The organism is Exiguobacterium sp. UBA1053, assembly GCF_002316465.1.
Taxonomy (GTDB): Bacteria; Bacillota; Bacilli; order Exiguobacteriales; family Exiguobacteriaceae; genus Exiguobacterium_A; species Exiguobacterium_A abrahamii.
Genome location: NZ_DCDO01000018.1, coordinates 268,361 through 287,882, shown reverse-complemented (window position 1 = coordinate 287,882; position 19,522 = coordinate 268,361). Strand labels below are relative to the sequence as shown.

The following is a 19,522-nucleotide window of genomic DNA, read 5'->3' as shown; positions in this document are numbered from 1 at the left end:
GATGCGTGTCAAAGTGAACGGGATGTTTTTTATTGAGCAACTGGAGTTTCTGCTGAAAAGGCAAGCGTTGGTCCAAAGATTTCGTAATGCAGTTTGTCTGGTGACGCCGTGAAGTGTTCAATCACATATTGAATCATCGCTTCCGGACCGCAGACGTATGTCGGATCTGTGATGCTTGCGATAACGTCTTTCGGCAGGCGACCTGCTTGATCCGTCGCCTGATGCTCCGCGTAACGAATGACTCGCGCGCCGCGCTCCTCAAGCAAGGCAAGTTGCTCGTTAAATGGACGATTGCGTTCGTCTTGGACGGCATGATGTAACGTTACCTGTCGACCAGCAGCTAACGCTTCGTCAGCCATCGCAAGCATCGGTGTAATCCCGATACCACCGGCAATCAGCACGACGGGTTCGCCTGATGCATCAAGAGTGAAGGCACCCGCTGGCGCACTGATCAATACCGTGTCACCGACTTGCGCTGCATGTAAATAGTCCGAGACGATGCCTTCTCGTTTGACACCAATCGTATATGTCTCCGTGTTCGATGCCGTCGTCAGACTGTATTGACGATTGTGCCATAAGCCATCTTTGTCTTGAATCCGCACCGTAATGTATTGTCCGGCTCGATAAGCGGGGAGTGGACCGTCCTTGCGGAAGGTCAAGACGCGAATCCCATCCACTTGCTCCTCGACATCCGAAATCTCGACTGTCTGATATCCGGAAAAACCTTTTGCTTGTTCATCCTGTGCGTACAGTTCGGCTTCAAGCGTGATGAACAGATTGGCAATCTCACTATAGGCTTCTCCCCACGCGCGCAAGATGTCTGGCGTTGCGGCTTCTCCTATGACATCTTGCATCGCCCCGAGTAATTCGTGTCCGACGATGGGATACATCTCCGGTTTGATTTGTAGACTACGGTGTTTATGGAGCACCGGTAATAAGACCGGCTTTAACGTCTCGAGTCGATCGATGTGAGCAGCAGCGGCATACACGGCGGTCGCGAGTGCTTGCGATTGGCGGTCGCTTCGTTGATTCGATTGATTGAAGACATGTTTCAGTTCCGGATGAGCCTGAAACAAGCGCTGATAAAAGACTTTCGTGATCGCGGCACCGTGCGACGCAAGGACGGGAACAGTCGATTGAACGATTTGAATGGTAGAGGTTGATAACATAAGACCACTTCCTTTTCACTAAGTAATAAAGACAGTCTTAGTATTTCGCAACCTCACCTTTAATACAACATTCAAAATACTAGATTAAAGAATACCGTGCGTTTTGTCACAAGCAGGTCAAGATTTCGTCAACGATTCGTCACGATTGATTGGAAATCCAGAGCTTCGAGAAATCAAAGTAACCGAACGAGTCGATCGTGATGTTTCGCAGTTCGATCGGATACGGAATCAGCCGCGTATCGTGATAGAACGGGATGAAATACGATTCGTCGATCAAGTAACGCTCGATCGATTGGTGGATCGGGAGCCAGTCTTCGAACGGTGTCGCATCGTATTGTTCGATCCAGGTCAGCATCTCTGGCATCTGCTGAAACAGTCGGATCGGTGGTGAGAACGTGTTCGTCATGAACTGATAAAAGGCGTACTGGACATTTCGCTCGAACACTTCGGCATGGATGGCGAGATCGATTGTATCGTAGGCATGAAAATCCGTGATGCTCTCTTCAAATCCGACCTCGACGAACTCATACGGAATTCTGTCCTGATCAAATCGCTGACAGAGCCAGCGTGTCACCTTGTCCGTAAAGTCAGTTAGCTTGATTCGGATCGGTTGCGTGAACAAGACTGCAGGACCATCCGGGACAGTATACGGTTGACTATAGGACTCAAGAAAACCACAGTCGTTCGGTTGTGCCCGTTCATGGAAGTCATGAATGCCATTACGGACTTCCGCGACGAGCCGATGGACATAATGTCGCGCGGCTTTGGATTCAAACGGACCACCAGCACGTGGATGAAGCAAGACAAGACCAAATCCGGATTGCGTGGCAATCGTATCAATCGGACTGGAGTCAGACGCCGATGTCCGGTAGACCGGGTCATATTGCTCCGGCATCTGGATGAACTCGATCCGGTCGAGCAGGGCACGGATGCCAAAGTAATTCGGGAACGCTGTCAGAACGGTCTTCTTGTCGTCATGTTGCGTCAGTTGGAACGGTCCCGTTCCAATGCCGTCCTTGATGATGCTCGTATGAATCGAGGCAAGTTGCGGCAAAATCGAACTTCGACGTTGATCGAGTGTGAGGTCGACCCGGTACGGACCGTTCGAGACGATCTGTTTTACGTGCCGGTAGGAATAAGCGTAAGCCGGATATTTAATCAAAGCACGCAAGCTCTTCGTCACTTCCTTACTCGTCAGGAGCGAACCGTCATGAAAGCGGACGTCCTTCCGTAAGAAGAGACTGAGCGTCGCCCTGTTCCAGACAAAGTGATGGGCGAGTTCACCCTGAATGTTGCCGTCGCCATCGATCGTAAACAGCCGGTTGAAGACGTTCTGGACGAGATGGGCACTATGGATATCCGCTGCTTCTAACGGGTGTGTCGTCAGGAAATTCCGTTTTCGCGGAATCAATAACGCGTCAGCCGTCGTCTGTGTATAGCCGAATTTTCGTTCGAGTTGCCGCATGAAGCGTCCTGCTTGTGCTGGCGACCAGTCCCACGTCAGTTCCTCCGTCACTGATTCGATCGAGTCACGGTCGATCCGCTCGAGCATCCGTTTCGCATATTCCCTTTCAACGTGGCGCAACCAGACAAGTTCACTTAAGTTGCCTCGTCCGCGACCGCTCGTGTAACCAATCCAGCCGTCTTCCTGCCATTTATTGAGATATCGTTTCGTTTGTTTAGGACTGAGATGGATGGCGTCGGCAAGCGTCGCAATCGAGTAGTGTCCATTTCGGCAAGTCTTCCATAACATAAAAAGATAAGCATCCATCGTCCTTCTCCTCCTTAAAAGGGGACATCTTTTTTAAATGACGTCCATTTTTCCTGTGTCTTGTCTTGTTTATGATAAAGGTAGAGAATGGAAGGTGACAATATGAAATGGAAAGAAATACCGAAACCAATTAAAGTACGTCTCATCACATCGTTTTTCAACCGGGCTGTCTCGTTCTCCATCATGCCGTTCATGGCCCTCTTGTTCGTCCGGGCATTCAACGAAGTCATCGCCGGTGCATTTTTGATCGCGATGGTCTTCGTCAGCTTCATCACGAATCTACTCGGCGGATATCTTGCCGACCGCTTTTCCCGCAAACGTCTGCTCGTCACGACTTCTGCGCTCACGGCGCTGACATTCATCACGATGACGATCTCATTGACATTCGATTGGATGCTGTTGTTCATGGTCATCTACGTTGTCTTCTCGGTGACAAGTAATCTTGGTCGACCAGCAATGGGGGCGATCATCATCGATGCAACGACGAAGGAAAATCGCCAAGCGGTTTATGCGCTTGACTACTGGCTGATCAATCTCTCGATCGCCATCGGTACGGCGCTCGGGGGCTGGCTCTACGTCAGTAACCAACTGCTGTTGTTCGGGATCTTAAGCTTCACGTCGTCCGTTTTACCGATTGCCTATTATCTGTTTCTTGACGACACGTCACGGACATGGCAGCGTCAAAAACTACGTGGTGTCCTCACGGATATTTTCACGAGCTATCAACTCGCTTGGCGGGACCGTCCGTTCGTTAAGGTCGTCTTCGGTTCGATGTGTATCTTAGCGGCTGAGTTTTCGATGGGCAGTTATGTCGCCGTCCGACTCGCCGATTCGTTTGAACCGTTATCATTTGCCGGGTGGTCGATCAACGGGGTTCGGATGATGAGTATCATCAACATCGAAAATACGTTACTCGTCGTCACGTTGACGTTCATCGTCCAGCGACTAGCGAAGCACTTGTCGCCGCGTCGGACGCTCGCTGTGGGTCTCATGCTGTACACGATCGGCTACGTCGTCGTGACGAGTGCCAACAGTATGACGGCACTGATGGTCTTCATCTTCATCGCGACGATTGGCGAGTTGCTCTACTCTCCGGTCTTGAACACACAAAAAGCAAACATGATGCCAGCCGATCAACGTGGGGCGTACTCAGCGTTCGCGGGAACGTCGTTTGCTGGAGCGGACTTACTTTCTCGGTCGACGATTCTCGTCGGGACCTTCTTGATCCCATCGATGATGAGTGTATACATCGGATTGATCCTCTTAACGGGCTTTGGATTAGTCTATACGAGTCTGTTCGTGAAGGAATCTGTCGAACGAGAGCGAAACGTATCTTAATAAGGGGGAATACAGATGAACTTACCAGATACTATCGAAACGCCACGGCACCTGTTACGCCGTTGGCAGGATGAGGATGCAGCCGCATTGTATGCTTACGCGAAGGATCCAAATGTTGGACCAAAAGCAGGTTGGGCGCCGCACGCGTCACTTGACGAAAGCCGAGAAGTGATCGGCATTTTCCAAGCGTCACCTGGTGAGTATGCCGTTACCGATAAGGAGACGGGGGCAGTCATCGGGAGCTTCGGACTTCACTTCAATCGTCGGCCGGACGATTCGATTACCCATGACCGTCAAGTCGAGATCGGCTATGTCCTCGCGCCTAACTACTGGGGAGAAGGGCGGATGCCGGAAATCGTTGAAGCAATACTTGATTTCATCTTCCGGGAACTACCGATCGATGTCGTCTGGTGTGGTCACTTTGATTTCAATGACCAATCACGCCGTGTCGTTGAGAAACTCGGGTTTACGCCTATTCTTGACCGACCATTCGTCTTAGAACGAATCGACGGACGGATCGTGACGAGCCATGTCTACAACTGGACGCGTGAGCGGTATGAAGCAAAGAACGGGATGAAGAATACGTAATACATCAAAAACGACCTCAGCGCTGAGGTCGTTTTTTGGTATCAGAATTAAATAGATTCTTTAGAGTTTGTATTTTTTGACTGATCTTGCTTAGATTTTCGGAGAAAGATAACTGCAATCGTAATCGAGGTCAAAACATAACTCACGAGGACGGCGGTAATCTCTGAAAAATTAAATACAAACAAAAGCAGCAGTTGAGGCACGAAAAAGACGGACACTGCAATCGGTAAAATCCATGTCTTCGTCTTCCATGCCGTGATTAGAATCCAGGCAATTAGAAGGGCGCCAATTAACCAACCGACACTCGGAGATAACGTGATTTTGGGCGAATCAATGAGTCCGTTGACGATCAATAGTCCAATGATCAGGAGAATATGAACACTTCCATGAATACCATAACGCATGATGCGAGGGCGAGCGCCATCACGTAATGCATCTTGACGGAATAAAAACGCCAGGGTCGTCAAATAAACAGCGCTAATCAGCAGGAAGCCACCAACTAGCAAGATACTGAATGTCGTTGTTCCATTCAGCAGGTTTTGGAGATAGAGAAAACTCGATGCACCGAGAAAGACTTGCATGACGATCCAAAATGCTTCTATCGGATCGAACGCCATCTCTTTAGAAATCGACTGGATGTAGTCAGCCGGACTGTCACCCGTGATCGCGCGAACCGATTTGCCATCCGCTTCCGCTTCAATCAGATGGTCTTCGAGTTCAAGGACGATTTCGTTCGTCGCTTGTTCATTTTTTCCCGAAGCAAGCAGGTAGACCTTCAAGTCTTCCAAAAATCGGGTTGATTCCGTTGATAGGGTCATCTCAATCATCCTCCTTTAAAATACTTTCAACACTTGTCGAAAGATGTTGCCATCTTTCCTTGAATGCGGTGAGTTCTTCTGCACCGCTCGTCGTGATCGAATAATACTTCCGTTTTGGACCGGACGGAGAGACGCGTGAAGTCGCTTCGATCCAGCCCAGTTTCTGCATTCGGATCAATAATGGATAGATTGTTCCTTCGCTGATGTCAGCGAAACCGTATGCTTTGAGTTTCGTCGCCAGTTCGTAGCCATAAATCTCTTCTTCCGCGATCAGTGCAAGTAAACAACCGTCGAGAATCCCCTTTAACATTTGCGTCGATGACATCCGCATCATCCTTTCGCTACTTGGTATTACAAGGTAATGATATACCAAGCTATTGTGTATTGCAAGGTAGCTGGAGGAAAAAGATTCATTTCCCTGAAAAAAAGGTAAACAAATCATAAAGTAGATACGTCGCTTGTTTAGAAAAGGTAGGTATTGATCGTAGATAAGCGGAATACTATCGTCTCGGCGACCGTCGTCTTCATCATCATGGGTATCGTCATGGCTGTCTCTGCGTTTGGTTTCGGCATTCGTTAAGGTGAACCGGAGTTGTTACGTATCGCAATCTTCGGTGAAGTCGCAACAGCGATTTTTCTCGTCTGGTACATTCGTCGTCATGCCACGTTTGCTGCCGTCGGGTTTTCGAAATTGCAGTCGCGGGGTCTAATCTGGTACATTCCGTTACTGCTGATCGTTCTCGTTCAAGTCGGATTGATCGTCAATGCGTTGTTCACGTCCTCGATATCATCATCGGCACTTCAACTTGTCGGAATCGTCTTCCTGACGACCTTATTCGTCGGTTTTAATGAGGAAGTCTTGTTTCGGGGCATCATCTTACGCTATCTCAAACCGAACGAACATCCGTATCGTGCCGTCCTCATCAGTGCGCTTCTGTTCTCATCTTTCCACTTGCTTAATTTGATCGCCTTGATTCCGCCGGCAGCGATGTTGTTCCGACTTGCGAACACATTCGTCTTTGGTGTGTTCTTAGTGATCATCGCACTGAAGCTGAATAACCTCTGGCCATTAATCATTTTCCATGCGCTGTGGGATTTCGCGAGCATCGCAGCGGATGTCGTGAACGTCAATTTAGGCATCACTCCTCTTTTGACACAAGCTTATCTACTCTTCGCGATTGTCATTCAATTGATCTTGTTGAAACGGAACGATCTCAGTCACCTGAATGGACCGATGAATCCACGTAACGTTTGAATAGCTGACTCTCCGTTGTTTGACGGGGAGTTTTTATTTTTGAATAAAGCTAGTATCAATGATTAATATGTAATATATTACTTGTATGAAACCTACAGATGATTTAGCCATTGCACGACTTCCTCTCAGTGAGGAAGTATATCGACGTTTACAGCATCACATCATCACTTTACGCCTCGCCCCAGGCGAGAAGGTGAACGATCAAGCGCTCGCGGAAATGTTCGGAGTCAGCCGAACACCGGTCCGCGAAGCCTTGAAACGACTCGAGGAGGAAGGATTGATTTTTGCGAAACGGGGCTCGCGGACGATCGTGACAGAGCTTGACGCTGAACAGGCACAGCAAACCTATCCGATCATCGCGACGCTGCACGGACTAGCAGCGCGTCTAGCGGGACCGCTATTGACGGAAGACGATTTGACGGAGCTTCAGACGATTCACCAACAGTTCACGACGGCAATCGATCAGCAGGAGACGGAGACGGCACTGACGCTTGACGATGCCTTTCACGATGTCTTCGTACAGCGCAGTCAAAACGCACAACTACGAGAAACAATCCGCCGATTGACGCCGCTGATCCGCCGGCTCGAATATGCTCAGTTCGATCGACTCGGACGTCAATCGATTGCCGATCATGCGGCGATTTTGATCGCGTGTCAACAACGGGATGTCGAGCAGCTCGTCCAGGCGACGGAACATAACTGGAACGGGCTCGGACGTTTACTCGTCTCGACACTAAAGGAGGAGCGCTGATGCGACCAATCATTTATGGGATCTTGGCGGCGATGTTCTTTGCCGTCACCTTCATCTTGAATCAATCGATGCAAGGAGCAGGGGGGCACTGGATCTACAGTGCGTCGCTTCGCTTCTTCTTGATGTTGCCGTTCTTCGTCGTCATCGTCTTGATGCGTCGGGGAATCGGTCGCGTCTTACAGGCACTGCGAGCCGATTTCGGTTTTTGGTTACTGTACGGTACAATCGGTTTCGGACTGTTTTACGGTAGCATCTGTCTTGCTGCCGATCATGCGCCAGGCTGGTTGATTGCCGGAACGTGGCAATTGACGATCCTAGCCGGACCGCTCCTTGCACCGTTGTTCAAGCAACGGATTCCGTGGTCAGCACTGAAGTATTCCGTCCTGATCGTCCTCGGTGTCGTCGTCATGCAACTATCGGTCGCGGGAAGCCTATCGCTGCAGTCACTGTTGTTCGGTGCCTTACCGGTCCTCGTCGCGGCAATTGCCTATCCACTCGGGAACCGGAAGATGATGGAACGCTATGGGAACGGGCTCGATGTGTTTGAACGGATTCTCGGAATGACACTTGCCAGTCTACCGTTTTGGATCGTTCTTTCCATGATTGCCTACATACAGGTCGGATTGCCGAGTGTCAATCAAGTCACCCAATCCGGCTTCGTCGCTTTATTCTCAGGCGTCATCGCGACATCGCTCTTCTTCTACGCGACGTCACTCGTCCGGACGGAACCGGTCCGGTTAGCCGCGATCGAGGCGACCCAGTCGTTTGAGATCGTCTTCACCGTTCTCGGGGAGATTTTGTTTCTCCATGCGGCACTACCGACGGGACTCGCGACATTCGGGATCATCCTCGTCATGCTCGGGATGACGTTGCATAGCTTGAATCAGGCGGAGCGGACGGTCGTCCGTCCCGCTAAAAGAAAAATCAATTGAGAAAGTAGGCTGTCAGATGGTTTTAACAGGTACACTCGTCAATACCGTCCTGATCATCGTCGGGACGTTGCTCGGATTGATGTTCCACCGGATTCCGGAACGGATGAAGGAGACGGTCTTGCAGGCGATTGGTCTAGCCGTCGTCGTGCTCGGGATCCAGATGGGGATGAAGAGCACGAACTTTTTGATCGTCATCGGTAGTCTTGTTCTCGGAGGTGCGATCGGGGAATGGTTCCGTCTCGATGAGAAGCTCGACCGGATGGGGGCATGGCTCGAACGTAAGATCAGTCGCGGTCGTCCATCGAATATCGCGGAAGGATTCGTCACCGCGACGTTGATTTTCGTCATCGGAGCGATGGGGGTCCTCGGTGCGCTCGATGGTGGACTGCGTCAGGATCACGACGTCCTCTATACGAAGGGGCTGATTGATGGTTTCACGGCGCTTGTCCTCAGTTCAACGCTCGGGATCGGCGTCATGTTCTCAGCGATTCCCGTTTTCCTCTATCAAGGGGCGATCGCACTGAGTGCCGTTGCCATCACGAAGTTCATTCCCGATGCCGCGTTGCAAGAATTCATCTTAGAGATGACGGCGACCGGTGGAGTGATGATTGCAGCGATTGGTCTCAATCTAGCCGGAATCACGAAGATCCGCGTCGCGAACTTGTTACCGGGCATCGTCATCGTCGCTGTCATCGTGACGGGCTTACATCTATTCTAACGAGACATCCCCGCCTGTCCGAAAGGACGAGCGGGGATGTTGTGTTATGACTCGATCAATTCATGTGTCTCGTATGCCGTGATTGTATGTCCATCGTAATGGAAGTCATGCAGTAATGGATGCTCGGTCGAAAGCACGACCGGTAAGTAGTGCCGGAGGTTGCTGATGATGCCCATGTTATCGTCGTCTAGAATCCAGTCGAGTGCTTTCCAATCGAGGATTCCTTCAACTGTCATGACCGGTGTTGGAAATGGACGATCTTCTAAATCAGCCAGGTAGAGGTACATGCCAGATGTCTCTTTCCCGTGCAAGCGGACGATTCCTTTTGGTGTCACTGAGGTGAGCGTGATGCCTGTCTCTTCGAATGTCTCGCGGATGACGGCGGCTTCCGGTGTTTCGCACGGTTCGATCTTACCACCGACACCGTTCCACATGCCCATCGCTGGACGTTTTTGTCGATTGACGAGTAAAAAGTGGTCTGCGTGGCGGATTAAACAAAGCGTATAACGATCCATGGTTTACGACTCCCGTCCTAAAAAGTGTGTGTTGTACAGCATCTCGAATTGGGCGGGACCTGCGACCGGTAACTCGGTCGTCGTCGTTTCTTCAATCCGTAACGTCCGCTCAGTCAACGTCTTTTGTCCGGTTGGCGTCCGCATCGCGACGAGGCGACCTTTATTGAACGGCGAAGCGTCGCTCTGCTGGATGATCTGTTCCATTTTCGATAAGTCATCTGTTGTAATGGATGTCTCGCGGTCGAACCGGTATCCAGTCACAAACTCCGCTTGTCCCGTTCGCTTCATCTCAAGTGTGTCATTATTGATGATCCGGTAACTGCCGCTCGCGGAATGAACGGTCTCCCCACTCAACGGAACAGGAACGAGCGGTAAATTAACGCCGAAGCCGGTATCAAGCAGGTGTGTTTCATTCCAAATGATCGCGACATGGGTCGGTCCGGTCGCTGACCAGGCGTCCGACTTCGTATCGTAAACAGTCGCTTGAACGAGTCGAACAGGACAGTTCAGTTCTTGCAGGACTCGGTGTAGCAGTCCGTTCAGGTCGTAACAGACACCACCGCGTCGCTCTGTCAGAAATGTCTCGATGAAGCGCTCGTCGCTAAACGGACGGATGCGTTTCTCAAGGACGGTCGTATTCTCGAACGGTAACTGGTAGGCGAAGGCTTCGAGTAAGTCAGGTAACTGATCAAACGTGATGGCATCGAGCGGAAACGCAATTCGCTGTTCTAAGTCTTTCATCCAATCCATCTTTAGTCCCTCCTTTGTTCACTACCTGATTATCCCATATTGCTTCAGAAAATGTGAATGTTAGTCTATATTATCTGAAAATAAGGATTTCCCTTTTGTTCAATGGAAATCTTTGATATGCTGAGACAGGATTAATTAAGAATGATTCTCAGTGTCGAATCACGAATTAAAGGAGGTCTCACCATGAGACGGAAAACTTGGATGACAGCGTTGACGCTCCTCGTGTTGAGCAGTTTGATGCTTGCAGCTTGTTCAGGTCAAGCAGAGCAAAAGAACGAAAAGACGCGGACGATTTCGCACGAAGCAGGAAAAACGAAAGTACCGGAACAACCGAAGAAGGTCGTCGCGCTCGAATTCTCGTTCGTTGATGCGTTAGACGAACTCGGCATCACACCGGTCGGGATTGCACAAGAAAACAAGACCGATGTCTCTGGATTACTCGGAAAAGACATCGAGTTCACGGAAGTCGGTACACGCCAACAACCGAATCTTGAAGTGATCAGTTCCTTGCAACCGGATTTGATCATCGGCGACTTCAACCGTCATAAAGGAATTTACAAGCAATTGCAAGAAATCGCACCGACGATCATCTTGAAGAGTCGCAATGCGACGTATGAAGAGAACATCGATTCGTTCAAGACGATTGCGGAAGCGGTCGGCAAAACGAAACAGATGGACGATCGCCTTGCCCTGCATGAAGAGCGCTTGCAGGCAGCGAAGAAGAAGGTTGATCCAAAAGATGACCGGAAAGTCATGGTCGGTGTCTTCCGCGCCGATTCACTGACAGCACACGGTGAGACGTCGTTTGACGGTGAGTTGCTCGAGAAGATCGGTATCGAGAATGCCGTTACGAAAACAGCGGAACCGACTGTGACGATCACGTTAGAGCAGATGGTCAAGTGGGATCCGGACGTCATCTTCATGGCGGAAGCCGATCCGAAGTTACTGAAAGAGTGGAAGGATAATCCGCTCTGGAATCAGATCACAGCGGTCAAAAACGGAGAAGTCTACGAAGTCAATCGTGACCTCTGGACACGTTACCGTGGTCTGGACGCTGCTGAACAAATCGTTGACGAAGCAATTCAATTGCTCAAACAGAAATAACGAACGACAAAAAGCCGGAGCAATCTGGCTTTTCGTCTTGATGAAAGGGGAAAGATCCGGTGCAGCGGAAACGTCTGATTTTCGTACTTATCTTACTCAGTGGCTTGGCTGTTTATAGTAGCTTGTTCTTTGGTATCACACAGATGAATCCGGTTCACTTAGTGCAGGAGTGGATCAGCGGCACGACCTCTAAAGCGGGACTCGTCTTGACGAATCTGCGCCTGCCGCGTCTCTTACTCGGACTGTTGCTCGGAGCAAACCTTGCCGTCGCTGGAGCGATCATGCAAGCTGTGACACGGAATCCGCTCGCTTCACCACAAGTCTTTGGGGTCAATGCCGGTGCGTCGTTTCTCGTCGTCTTAAGCCTGCTCATCTTTCCGTCACTCGGAACGGCGAACTTGCTTTACTTCGCTTTTGCCGGTGCCATGCTTGGTGGCGTGCTCGTCTTTTCGTTCGCTTCGATTCGCGGGATGACGGCGTTAAAACTCGCCCTCGTCGGGATGGCGATCCATCTCTTGTTGACGTCGCTAACGAAAGGCTTGATTTTGTTCAATGATCGAATCACGAACGTGTTGTACTGGTTGTCTGGTTCGCTCAGTGATGCAAGCTGGCTCGAGCTCCGGATCGTCTTACCGTGGTCGCTTGTCGGTTTGATTCTTGCGGCAAGTCTCGCGAAGTCGCTCGCCGTTTTCCAACTCGGGCAAGACGTCGCGGTCGGACTCGGACAAAAAGTGACACGGATCCGTCTGCTTGCCGGCATCAGTGTCGTGTTACTCGCAGGGGTGACGGTTGCCGTTGCCGGAGCAATTGGCTTCATCGGTCTGATGGTGCCGCATATCACGCGTCGCCTTGTTGGTGAGGACTACCGAATCGTCTTACCCGTCTCTGCCGTCATCGGTGGTCTGTTGTTGACGTACGCCGATGTCCTGGCGCGCTTCATTGCCTATCCGTATGAATCACCAGTCGGCATCGTGACGTCATTGCTCGGGGCACCTTTCTTCCTTATCTTGGCACGCCGCCAGATGAAAGGGGGATTACGATGAGAGACATGCGTCGGATTTTACTTGTCGCAGTTTTAGTTCTTGTCACGAGCTTCGCCTTACTGTCGGTCGGTTCGATTCAGTTGTCGGTAACGGAACTCTGGCAGTCGTTCTTTGGTGGAAAGGATGCCTTCATCGTCCAAAATTACCGCTTACCGCGAACGGTCCTTGCCTTTTTAGCAGGTGCGAGTTTCGCTCTTGCTGGAGTCATCTTACAAAGTGTCATCCGTAATCCATTGATCTCACCGGACGTGATCGGAGTGACGAACGGAGCGTCTCTGTTCGCTGTTTTGACGATCGCCCTCGTGCCGGATGGTCCGCTCTTGTTGACACCGATCGCCGCCTTCATCGGAGCAGCACTCGTCATGTTAGCGTTGATGATGCTAGAGCGGGGTGGAAACGTCTCCCGCAGTTCGTTTGCGTTACTTGGTATCGCCGTTAGTGCGATCTGTGCATCGGGAACAGAATATCTATTGATCAAATTTCCACTTCAGACGAACGATTCACTCGTCTGGCTTGCTGGAAGTCTGTTCGGAAAAGGGTGGCAGGAAGTGTTGATCTTAGCGCCGGTGCTCGTCGTGATCGGTGCGATCCTCTTCTATCGCCATCGTCAACTCGATGTCTTATCACTTAGTGAGGAAGTCAGCATCGGTCTCGGCTTACCAATTCAGCGGACACGGCACATCTTCTTGGCGCTCGCTGTCGTCCTAGCCGGTGTTGCCGTCGCAACAGTTGGTGCAATCGGCTTCATCGGTCTGATTGCTCCACATATGGCACGGCGTCTCGTCGGACATAAACACCTCGCCGTCTTACCGATGGCGCTATTGCTCGGCGGTGGGTTACTCGTCGTCGCTGATGCGCTCGGTCGCGGCATTCATCCGCCGCTTGAAGTGCCAGCCGGATTGATCACAGCAATCATCGGTGTACCGTACTTCCTGTATCTCTTACGAAGGGAACGGACGGCTTAAACGGATGAAACAAAACAAAACAATCCCCCTCATTTCATAATTGGAATGGGGGGATTATTGTATAGAAGTTTTTATTAGAAGGAACACGAGACATGTTTTTCACTTTATGCCGAGCGGATTTCTGAACCTAAGTTCAAGAAAATCTCTTCCAAAGAAGCTTCCTCTACTTCGAGTCGATACACGTTAACGTGTATCGAGACGAGGTAGCTATTGATTGTAGCAATATCGTGTTCACTTTGGACGATGAACGTCGAGTGAGTGGAGGAGACGTTGACGTCTTTCGCAAGTGTCGACAACTTGGTCTGCAGATGTTGTTGTGTATCATTGTCGAGCAACGCATGTTTTACGTGAACGGTGATGTTCTTCTCATGTTGTTCCCGTAACTCCTCCATTGTGCCTTGCGTCTGAATCGTTCCGTCCTGCATGATCGCGATCTCCGTACACAGTTTTTCGACCTCGTCCAAGTTATGAGACGTTAAGAAAATCGTCGTTCCGTCTGCTGCGATCTTGCGAATCAACGTATGAATCCCGAGAATCGAGTTGGCATCAACGCCAGACGTCGGTTCATCTAAAAACAGGATTTCCGGTCGATTAATCAGGGCTTGGGCGATCCCGAGCTTTTTTTTCATCCCAAAGGAGTAGTTCTTCGTTTTCACATCGATGGCGTCTTCGAGTTGGACATCACGGAGGAGTTGTTTTAACTCTTCCGTCGTCGTCTTCAGACCGAGGACTTTGCTGAAATACTTCAAGTGATCGAGCGCTGTGAAGTTTTCGTAAAAGGTCGAGTAATCCGGCAGAACGCCGATTCGGGTCCGGACGTCCTTCAAAGAATCGTTCGGTGCTCCGAGTAACTCGAACGTTCCGGATGTCGGACGGACAAGACCTGTGATCATGTTAATGAATGTTGATTTACCGGCGCCATTTTGACCAAGGAAGCCGAAGATGGCCCCTTGTTTGATTTCGAGATTCAACTGGTTGACGACGGTCTTATTGCCGTACTGTTTCGTTAGATTGGTTGCGCGAAGGGCTAGCATCATAAATCTCTCCTTTTAAAGATCATCAAGCTCGCGATGACGAAGACGGCGATATGGATCAAGACAAGATACGTGTACGCAGTGTTTTCTTGCGTATAGTAATAATAGGGCGTCAAGTAAGACAACGTATCAACGATGACATTCTTCGAAATAAGACTCCACATCCCAATGACCGGAAGCGCGATCGAGATGAAGATGCCGACGAACATCGTCATTGCAGAGCTGTTGACGACTGTCGAAAGAAACAGCGACAGACCGATGAAGTAAGAGACGAAGATGATGCTTTGGATCAAATCGACGATCGGGAACGATTTTGAAAACGGAACGATCAACAAGAGGGCAACTGTCAGACAGAGGACCCAGAACGAAACGTTACCTAAAAACTTCCCGAAAATGATGTTCTCACGAGATGTTTTCGTCGCAAGAAAACGAATCGTTTTCGATTCAATCTCTTTGTTGACGCTACTATGAGAAATACTCGTTACGAATAAAGGAGATGCTAAGAACAGAAGCAACATCAAACCGATGATATAGGCGTTGTCACCTAGACCGAGATCACTGAGTTGTCCTTTGAACTGGCTGACGAGTTTAGCAGAACCAATCGTCACACCGAACAAGACGACGATGATCAGGATGGCTCGAATACTTTGGAAAAGCGATTTAAATTCTCGAAGTGTAATCGCGAACATATCGACACACCTTTCTGTTTGAGTTTAGTATTGCCGTGCTATCTTTTTATTCTTCGTGACGTTAGTGATACCGGCGATCAAATAAGCGATTGAACCAAAGACACCGGCGAGTAATGTGAAGATCCCACCGAGAATTGCAGTAATGATCAACATCTTTCCTGCTGAACCGTTTTTGCGAATCCGGACGATTGAGACGATTCCGCCTATCGTACATAAAAGAGAGACGGCACCAAGGTACAAGAAGAATTGTTGGAAGGATGTGAGGATTTGGGTAGACGTGACATCCGTAATGTTCTCATCCTGGATGAATTGATCGACCAAATCCTTCATGCCAGCGTGATCCGCAATCGATCCAGACAATAGAAACCCACCTAAACATAATGATCCAAACAAGACGATACCGATGACAGCAAATATGTATTCCGTTGTTCTTTTCAAGTAGAACACTCCTTTTCCTTATTTTTCCGATTTGACAATCCTAAACTACCATGACTCGAATCACTATGACAAGCGAAATAATGAATATATTTTAATTAATTATTGGTTAAATGTTTAATAAATATCAAAAATACTTTAATTTTATTTAATTGGATGCTATTATGGTGGCATGGGAGGGAAATGGTAAATGAAAAAAGATGATGTTCCAGATTGGGTTTTATCTCTAGAATTGGAAGAGATGGAATTCGTTAAAAAATTCATCATAAGCTCGGGTTCTTTGAAAGAACTGGCGAAACATTATGATGTCTCCTATCCCACAGTCCGGATTCGCGTCGATCGAATCATTCAGAAAATCGAAGTGAATGAGAAAATCGAGAATGAACCGTTCATCGCATACATTAAACAAATGGCTATCGAAGACCGGATCACGATTGAAGATGCCAAAAAAATCATCGAAAAATATCGACTTGAGAGGGGTAACAATCAATGAACTTTTTCATTTCTGCTTTATTTATCACCGTCGGATTAGGATTACAGCAGCTATTATCAAGCCGAAACAATCCATATCTCGGCATCATTATGCCAATTTTATTGACAATCGTCATGACATGGCGATACCTCAATGGTGGATACAGTAGTTTTCTTGCCTATGCTTTAATTTTGGGATTCGGTTGGATTGTACTTTCAGTTGAATGGTCAAATGGTCGGAAATCTTTTAAAAAGAACCAAGAAAAAGAACTAGAACGGATGCGCGTCCACGATACATTGTGAGTTACAACCATACATAGCGTTTTTTAGAGAAAAATGAGAGTCGCCTCGGTTTCGATGATGAAACCGAGGCGACTCTCATTTATGTGATCCGGGCTAGATTCATATTACGTCATTTTAATCGAGTTCAATCTTCACTGTCGTATCCTTTGGAAACGCATCATCCGCAGCAAAGAGAACGAATACCTTCTGGTCATCAGGAACTTGATAGACTAAATCAACGGTTGACTTATATGGTGGGAGATACTGATAACTGTTTCTGAATGCTTTCTTATTATGATTGACGTAATCAACGGTTTCATATTCTTTTCCGTCGAGCGACGTCAATGTAAAGGTGCCTGGTCGGTAAATAGCATAAGCACCTTTTACTCTATTGTCGGGATCGTACATGACAACAGGAACCGTAACGAACCGATAACCGCTCTTTTCCTTTAGAGCGAGTTCTTTCGGTGTTGGAATGAGTGATTTAGCATAGAACAGTTCAGAGGTGGCTTCCGGATCGCCTGGATAGGTTTGGATGACTCCTTTCTTCATCAGTTTTTTTAGTGCTTTTGGATTTCCTGTTTTCTTGTCAGCAGATGTTTTTGGATCAGTGGTCAAATCCTTTAATTTTTGTCCGCTTGTCTGTTGCTGAGGAGCACTCTGTGTTGTAGTCGTCGAGGATTCCGTTGAGGCGAACAAGAATAGGCTTGCCACTCCGATACACAAGGAAGCGGCGATGGATCCAAGTGCCCATTTGAAACGCCGTTCTGTTGCTTGCGTATTTTCGACGATACTGCCGAGTGCAGCATTCGGTGTGATGCGGACGGCACGTTCGGCAGGGAGCAATGCACCTAACACGCCAGTGATCACCGGAATCAAGAGCATGATGCTGAGGAAACCAAGCTCTTGGACCGGGAATTGCCCGTAAACGAAGCCGATCATCCCAAGTGCTGTCAGAAGACCAATCACGCCAGCGCAGAGTCCTGTCATCATGCCTTCACTTAGCACGAGTAAACGAACTTGACCGTCTTGCCACCCCGTCGCTTTAAGGACGGCGAGCTGACTTTTCCGTTCATTGACGTTTTGCCACATGATTTCTGTCGTCGTCAGGATGGCAATCAGTAAAGCGACACCCATCGCGACGTAATGCATCGTCCCCACTTCAAGCGCGACATATTCACCGAGCCACGTTGCGTACAAGACGCCTTTCAGTCGGAACGTGATGAAGAGGAAGAAGATGAACAGACTCGTCGGTAAGGCGATCGCAACGACCGAAAGCAATGTCCGTTGCCAGTACGTGACGAGCTGATTGATGCTCATCCCGAGGGCGCTACGCGCACGAACGAAACGGCGACCTTTTGAGACTTCACCGGAGCGCATGCTTTCGTACGGTTTGATCCGACGGATGAGCGTCATCGGCACGATCGTTCCACCCCAGTAAATAAGTAAACCAGCAAGACCAATCAATAAAATTCGACCGATCGCAATCGGGTTGTCCGTCGTGACCCAGAACGAACCGAGAATCGTCCAGGCAATCAAGACGACGAGTGTTCCGAGCAGCGTGGCCTCGAGGAACAATAGTTTCGACAGCTGGCGCGGACGCCAACCGAGTGATAGTAAAATCGCGAATTCTTTCTTTCGTGCATACAGCAGGATGATGTTCGAGCTGAAGACATAGACGAGCGCGACAGCGATGACACTTGCGATGATGCCGCTCATCCCGACTTTTGCTTCCTGGAAGATCGCAATCGAAGAGCCGAGCTTGATCCACGGTTGTTGAACCCAGCCGAGCGCTGATTCGTCTTTTAGACCCGGTAAATAGGTCAAGGCGAGCTGCGGTGACGAGCCGAGGGTCACGTCCGTGATTAGACCTGTCTTCTGTTCGATTTCTGCTGCCACCTGTTGGAGCTTTTTCTCGCTAGCAGCATTCATCGTCTCGACACCTTTGACGTTGACGCGGATGGCAGAAATCGCTTTGGCACCACGAATTTTAAACGCAGCATCGAGCGTCGTCAGCATCGACGGTGGTTTCGTCAGGAAATCATATGGATCATTTGTTGGTTTAACGTCTCGAACCGGATTGACGGGACGTTCATTTTTATCCATGACCCACTGGGCTTTTGACGGGAAGTACGTCTCCATCGGCAGTTCTGTCAGCGGGTCTTTCGAGATATTCAATTTCTTCGGATCGAAGACCCCGATATAGTTTAAGTTGACTTTGGGCCAATCCACGCTATCTTTTCCGAACATGCGCGCTTCCCGGTACATGCTGCGTTTAGCGAGCAAGGAATCTTGGTCGACTTGTTTCGGTTGGACTTGATAGGTGAACGGCCAACGTGATGCGTACGGACTTTTGATTGAGCGGTAGTCGATCGGAGACGGTTTTAAGGCAATCCACGTAAAGGAATTGCTGTTCGTCTCTTCAGCGGTCGGTAACGTGTGTTTCAAAATATCATTGACGAGCTTCTTCTGGACATCTTGTGTCGTGATCGTATAACGTTTCGCACCACTTGTCGGTAAGGACTGTAAGTATTTTTTTCCGCCTTTTTGTTCGACCTGTTGTACCAGATCGTTAATGGATGTCTCTTTAGACGGCAGCTCCACTTTTTCGTACGTGTAGATGCGCGACGCATCGACATATTCACGATTGTTCAACAGAATCGGAATTTGAACACCGTCTTCACCAAACGAGGTGACCTGATCATCTTTTGAAAAATAGTTACTATAGGTTCCTTTGGTCGTCGCTTGATCCAAACCGACGAGTGCGGCTTCCGCCTCAGGATCAACCCCTGCAATCATGACTTGACTCCCATACTCAAAAAGAGGCTGCTTTCCAAGTGGGAGGGGGGACACACCTGATTTTTTGGCATCCCCTGTAGGTTCCCATCCTGCTG

Annotated in this window: 21 protein-coding genes; 11 read left to right on the top strand and 10 right to left on the bottom strand. The window is 49.2% G+C overall.

The window, feature by feature from the left end:
* Positions 1 to 29: 29 nt before the first annotated feature.
* Positions 30 to 1,169: a globin domain-containing protein gene (locus tag B3G15_RS15245; protein ID WP_069940615.1), complete on the bottom strand. Its 1,140-nt coding sequence runs from the start codon at positions 1,167 to 1,169 to the stop codon at positions 30 to 32.
* A gap of 139 nt (positions 1,170 to 1,308) precedes the next feature.
* Positions 1,309 to 2,940 carry an ABC transporter substrate-binding protein gene (locus tag B3G15_RS15240; protein ID WP_069940616.1) on the bottom strand — a complete coding sequence of 544 codons (1,632 nt, stop codon included), beginning with the start codon at positions 2,938 to 2,940 and terminating at the stop codon, positions 1,309 to 1,311.
* Positions 2,941 to 3,042: 102 nt separating this feature from the next.
* Between B3G15_RS15240 and B3G15_RS15235 the strand changes: the two genes are divergently transcribed.
* A complete protein-coding gene (locus B3G15_RS15235; protein WP_069940617.1) occupies positions 3,043 to 4,278 on the top strand; it encodes an MDR family MFS transporter in 1,236 nt (411 codons plus the stop codon).
* A gap of 15 nt (positions 4,279 to 4,293) precedes the next feature.
* Complete coding sequence (locus B3G15_RS15230) at positions 4,294 to 4,866, top strand: GNAT family N-acetyltransferase (RefSeq protein ID WP_069940618.1); 573 nt, start codon at positions 4,294 to 4,296, stop codon at positions 4,864 to 4,866.
* A 47-nt stretch (positions 4,867 to 4,913) separates the two neighbouring features.
* On the opposite strand, the gene B3G15_RS15225 is transcribed toward B3G15_RS15230, so the two are convergent.
* Positions 4,914 to 5,684, bottom strand: coding sequence for a hypothetical protein (locus tag B3G15_RS15225; protein WP_069940619.1), 771 nt, complete (start codon positions 5,682 to 5,684; stop codon positions 4,914 to 4,916).
* Position 5,685: 1 nt separating this feature from the next.
* Positions 5,686 to 6,009, bottom strand: coding sequence for a PadR family transcriptional regulator (locus tag B3G15_RS15220; protein WP_035397512.1), 324 nt, complete (start codon positions 6,007 to 6,009; stop codon positions 5,686 to 5,688).
* A gap of 267 nt (positions 6,010 to 6,276) precedes the next feature.
* Here B3G15_RS15220 and B3G15_RS15215 point away from each other — a divergent pair, with 267 nt between their 5' ends.
* The 4 genes from B3G15_RS15215 to B3G15_RS15200 all read left to right on the top strand — a co-directional run bounded on the left by B3G15_RS15215 (position 6,277) and on the right by B3G15_RS15200 (position 9,340).
* Positions 6,277 to 6,939 carry a CPBP family intramembrane glutamic endopeptidase gene (locus tag B3G15_RS15215; RefSeq protein WP_069940620.1) on the top strand — a complete coding sequence of 221 codons (663 nt, stop codon included), beginning with the start codon at positions 6,277 to 6,279 and terminating at the stop codon, positions 6,937 to 6,939.
* An 85-nt stretch (positions 6,940 to 7,024) separates the two neighbouring features.
* Positions 7,025 to 7,690: a GntR family transcriptional regulator gene (locus B3G15_RS15210; RefSeq protein ID WP_069940621.1), complete on the top strand. Its 666-nt coding sequence runs from the start codon at positions 7,025 to 7,027 to the stop codon at positions 7,688 to 7,690.
* On the top strand, positions 7,690 to 8,622 hold the full coding sequence (locus B3G15_RS15205; RefSeq protein ID WP_290722189.1) for a multidrug resistance efflux transporter family protein: 933 nt from the start codon (positions 7,690 to 7,692) through the stop codon (positions 8,620 to 8,622). The genes B3G15_RS15210 and B3G15_RS15205 overlap by 1 nt, the downstream gene beginning before the upstream one ends.
* A 16-nt stretch (positions 8,623 to 8,638) precedes the next feature.
* Positions 8,639 to 9,340 carry a DUF554 domain-containing protein gene (locus B3G15_RS15200; RefSeq protein WP_035397505.1) on the top strand — a complete coding sequence of 234 codons (702 nt, stop codon included), beginning with the start codon at positions 8,639 to 8,641 and terminating at the stop codon, positions 9,338 to 9,340.
* 44 nt (positions 9,341 to 9,384) lie between these two features.
* Here B3G15_RS15200 and B3G15_RS15195 read toward each other — a convergent pair whose 3' ends face one another.
* Positions 9,385 to 9,855, bottom strand: coding sequence for an NUDIX hydrolase (locus B3G15_RS15195; RefSeq protein WP_069940623.1), 471 nt, complete (start codon positions 9,853 to 9,855; stop codon positions 9,385 to 9,387).
* A gap of 3 nt (positions 9,856 to 9,858) precedes the next feature.
* Complete coding sequence (locus tag B3G15_RS15190) at positions 9,859 to 10,605, bottom strand: arylamine N-acetyltransferase family protein (protein WP_083254796.1); 747 nt, start codon at positions 10,603 to 10,605, stop codon at positions 9,859 to 9,861.
* A 183-nt stretch (positions 10,606 to 10,788) separates the two neighbouring features.
* Here B3G15_RS15190 and B3G15_RS15185 point away from each other — a divergent pair, with 183 nt between their 5' ends.
* From B3G15_RS15185 to B3G15_RS15175, 3 genes are read left to right on the top strand one after another with little or no spacing between them, the layout of a single operon-like run.
* The gene (locus B3G15_RS15185) at positions 10,789 to 11,709 is read left to right on the top strand and encodes an ABC transporter substrate-binding protein (RefSeq protein WP_290722187.1); all 921 of its coding nucleotides are present in this window, start codon (positions 10,789 to 10,791) and stop codon (positions 11,707 to 11,709) included.
* Between the two features lie 59 nt (positions 11,710 to 11,768).
* Positions 11,769 to 12,752 carry a FecCD family ABC transporter permease gene (locus tag B3G15_RS15180; protein WP_290722185.1) on the top strand — a complete coding sequence of 328 codons (984 nt, stop codon included), beginning with the start codon at positions 11,769 to 11,771 and terminating at the stop codon, positions 12,750 to 12,752.
* Between the two features lie 5 nt (positions 12,753 to 12,757).
* Positions 12,758 to 13,717: a FecCD family ABC transporter permease gene (locus B3G15_RS15175; RefSeq protein ID WP_290722325.1), complete on the top strand. Its 960-nt coding sequence runs from the start codon at positions 12,758 to 12,760 to the stop codon at positions 13,715 to 13,717.
* A gap of 104 nt (positions 13,718 to 13,821) precedes the next feature.
* Here B3G15_RS15175 and B3G15_RS15170 read toward each other — a convergent pair whose 3' ends face one another.
* The 3 genes from B3G15_RS15170 to B3G15_RS15160 are packed head-to-tail and all read right to left on the bottom strand — an operon-like array spanning position 13,822 to position 15,878.
* Positions 13,822 to 14,751 (bottom strand): ABC transporter ATP-binding protein, encoded by a 930-nt coding sequence (locus B3G15_RS15170; protein ID WP_290722183.1) that lies wholly within the window; start codon positions 14,749 to 14,751, stop codon positions 13,822 to 13,824.
* Positions 14,751 to 15,440, bottom strand: a complete 690-nt coding sequence (locus B3G15_RS15165) for an ABC transporter permease (protein ID WP_149427320.1) — start codon at positions 15,438 to 15,440, stop codon at positions 14,751 to 14,753. Before B3G15_RS15165 ends, B3G15_RS15170 begins: the two co-directional genes overlap by 1 nt.
* 24 nt (positions 15,441 to 15,464) lie before the next feature.
* Positions 15,465 to 15,878: a DUF4064 domain-containing protein gene (locus tag B3G15_RS15160; RefSeq protein ID WP_047395297.1), complete on the bottom strand. Its 414-nt coding sequence runs from the start codon at positions 15,876 to 15,878 to the stop codon at positions 15,465 to 15,467.
* Between the two features lie 187 nt (positions 15,879 to 16,065).
* Between B3G15_RS15160 and B3G15_RS15155 the strand changes: the two genes are divergently transcribed.
* Both B3G15_RS15155 and B3G15_RS15150 read left to right on the top strand, forming a co-directional pair.
* Positions 16,066 to 16,368, top strand: coding sequence for a DUF2089 family protein (locus B3G15_RS15155; RefSeq protein ID WP_064300933.1), 303 nt, complete (start codon positions 16,066 to 16,068; stop codon positions 16,366 to 16,368).
* Positions 16,365 to 16,649: a hypothetical protein gene (locus B3G15_RS15150; RefSeq protein WP_290722179.1), complete on the top strand. Its 285-nt coding sequence runs from the start codon at positions 16,365 to 16,367 to the stop codon at positions 16,647 to 16,649. Before B3G15_RS15155 ends, B3G15_RS15150 begins: the two co-directional genes overlap by 4 nt.
* Positions 16,650 to 16,763: 114 nt before the next feature.
* Here B3G15_RS15150 and B3G15_RS15145 read toward each other — a convergent pair whose 3' ends face one another.
* On the bottom strand, positions 16,764 to 19,427 hold the full coding sequence (locus tag B3G15_RS15145) for an ABC transporter permease (protein WP_290722177.1): 2,664 nt from the start codon (positions 19,425 to 19,427) through the stop codon (positions 16,764 to 16,766).
* Positions 19,428 to 19,522: the final 95 nt, after the last annotated feature.

Coding starts and splice junctions, on each gene's coding strand:
- B3G15_RS15245 (WP_069940615.1), bottom strand. CDS start 1,169: ATGTTATCAACCTCTACCATTCAAATCGTTCAATCGACTGTTCCCGTC.
- B3G15_RS15240 (WP_069940616.1), bottom strand. CDS start 2,940: ATGGATGCTTATCTTTTTATGTTATGGAAGACTTGCCGAAATGGACAC.
- B3G15_RS15235 (WP_069940617.1), top strand. CDS start 3,043: ATGAAATGGAAAGAAATACCGAAACCAATTAAAGTACGTCTCATCACA.
- B3G15_RS15230 (WP_069940618.1), top strand. CDS start 4,294: ATGAACTTACCAGATACTATCGAAACGCCACGGCACCTGTTACGCCGT.
- B3G15_RS15225 (WP_069940619.1), bottom strand. CDS start 5,684: ATGACCCTATCAACGGAATCAACCCGATTTTTGGAAGACTTGAAGGTC.
- B3G15_RS15220 (WP_035397512.1), bottom strand. CDS start 6,009: ATGTCATCGACGCAAATGTTAAAGGGGATTCTCGACGGTTGTTTACTT.
- B3G15_RS15210 (WP_069940621.1), top strand. CDS start 7,025: ATGAAACCTACAGATGATTTAGCCATTGCACGACTTCCTCTCAGTGAG.
- B3G15_RS15205 (WP_290722189.1), top strand. CDS start 7,690: ATGCGACCAATCATTTATGGGATCTTGGCGGCGATGTTCTTTGCCGTC.
- B3G15_RS15200 (WP_035397505.1), top strand. CDS start 8,639: ATGGTTTTAACAGGTACACTCGTCAATACCGTCCTGATCATCGTCGGG.
- B3G15_RS15195 (WP_069940623.1), bottom strand. CDS start 9,855: ATGGATCGTTATACGCTTTGTTTAATCCGCCACGCAGACCACTTTTTA.
- B3G15_RS15190 (WP_083254796.1), bottom strand. CDS start 10,605: ATGGATTGGATGAAAGACTTAGAACAGCGAATTGCGTTTCCGCTCGAT.
- B3G15_RS15185 (WP_290722187.1), top strand. CDS start 10,789: ATGAGACGGAAAACTTGGATGACAGCGTTGACGCTCCTCGTGTTGAGC.
- B3G15_RS15175 (WP_290722325.1), top strand. CDS start 12,758: ATGCGTCGGATTTTACTTGTCGCAGTTTTAGTTCTTGTCACGAGCTTC.
- B3G15_RS15170 (WP_290722183.1), bottom strand. CDS start 14,751: ATGCTAGCCCTTCGCGCAACCAATCTAACGAAACAGTACGGCAATAAG.
- B3G15_RS15165 (WP_149427320.1), bottom strand. CDS start 15,440: ATGTTCGCGATTACACTTCGAGAATTTAAATCGCTTTTCCAAAGTATT.
- B3G15_RS15155 (WP_064300933.1), top strand. CDS start 16,066: ATGAAAAAAGATGATGTTCCAGATTGGGTTTTATCTCTAGAATTGGAA.
- B3G15_RS15150 (WP_290722179.1), top strand. CDS start 16,365: ATGAACTTTTTCATTTCTGCTTTATTTATCACCGTCGGATTAGGATTA.
- B3G15_RS15145 (WP_290722177.1), bottom strand. CDS start 19,427: ATGATTGCAGGGGTTGATCCTGAGGCGGAAGCCGCACTCGTCGGTTTG.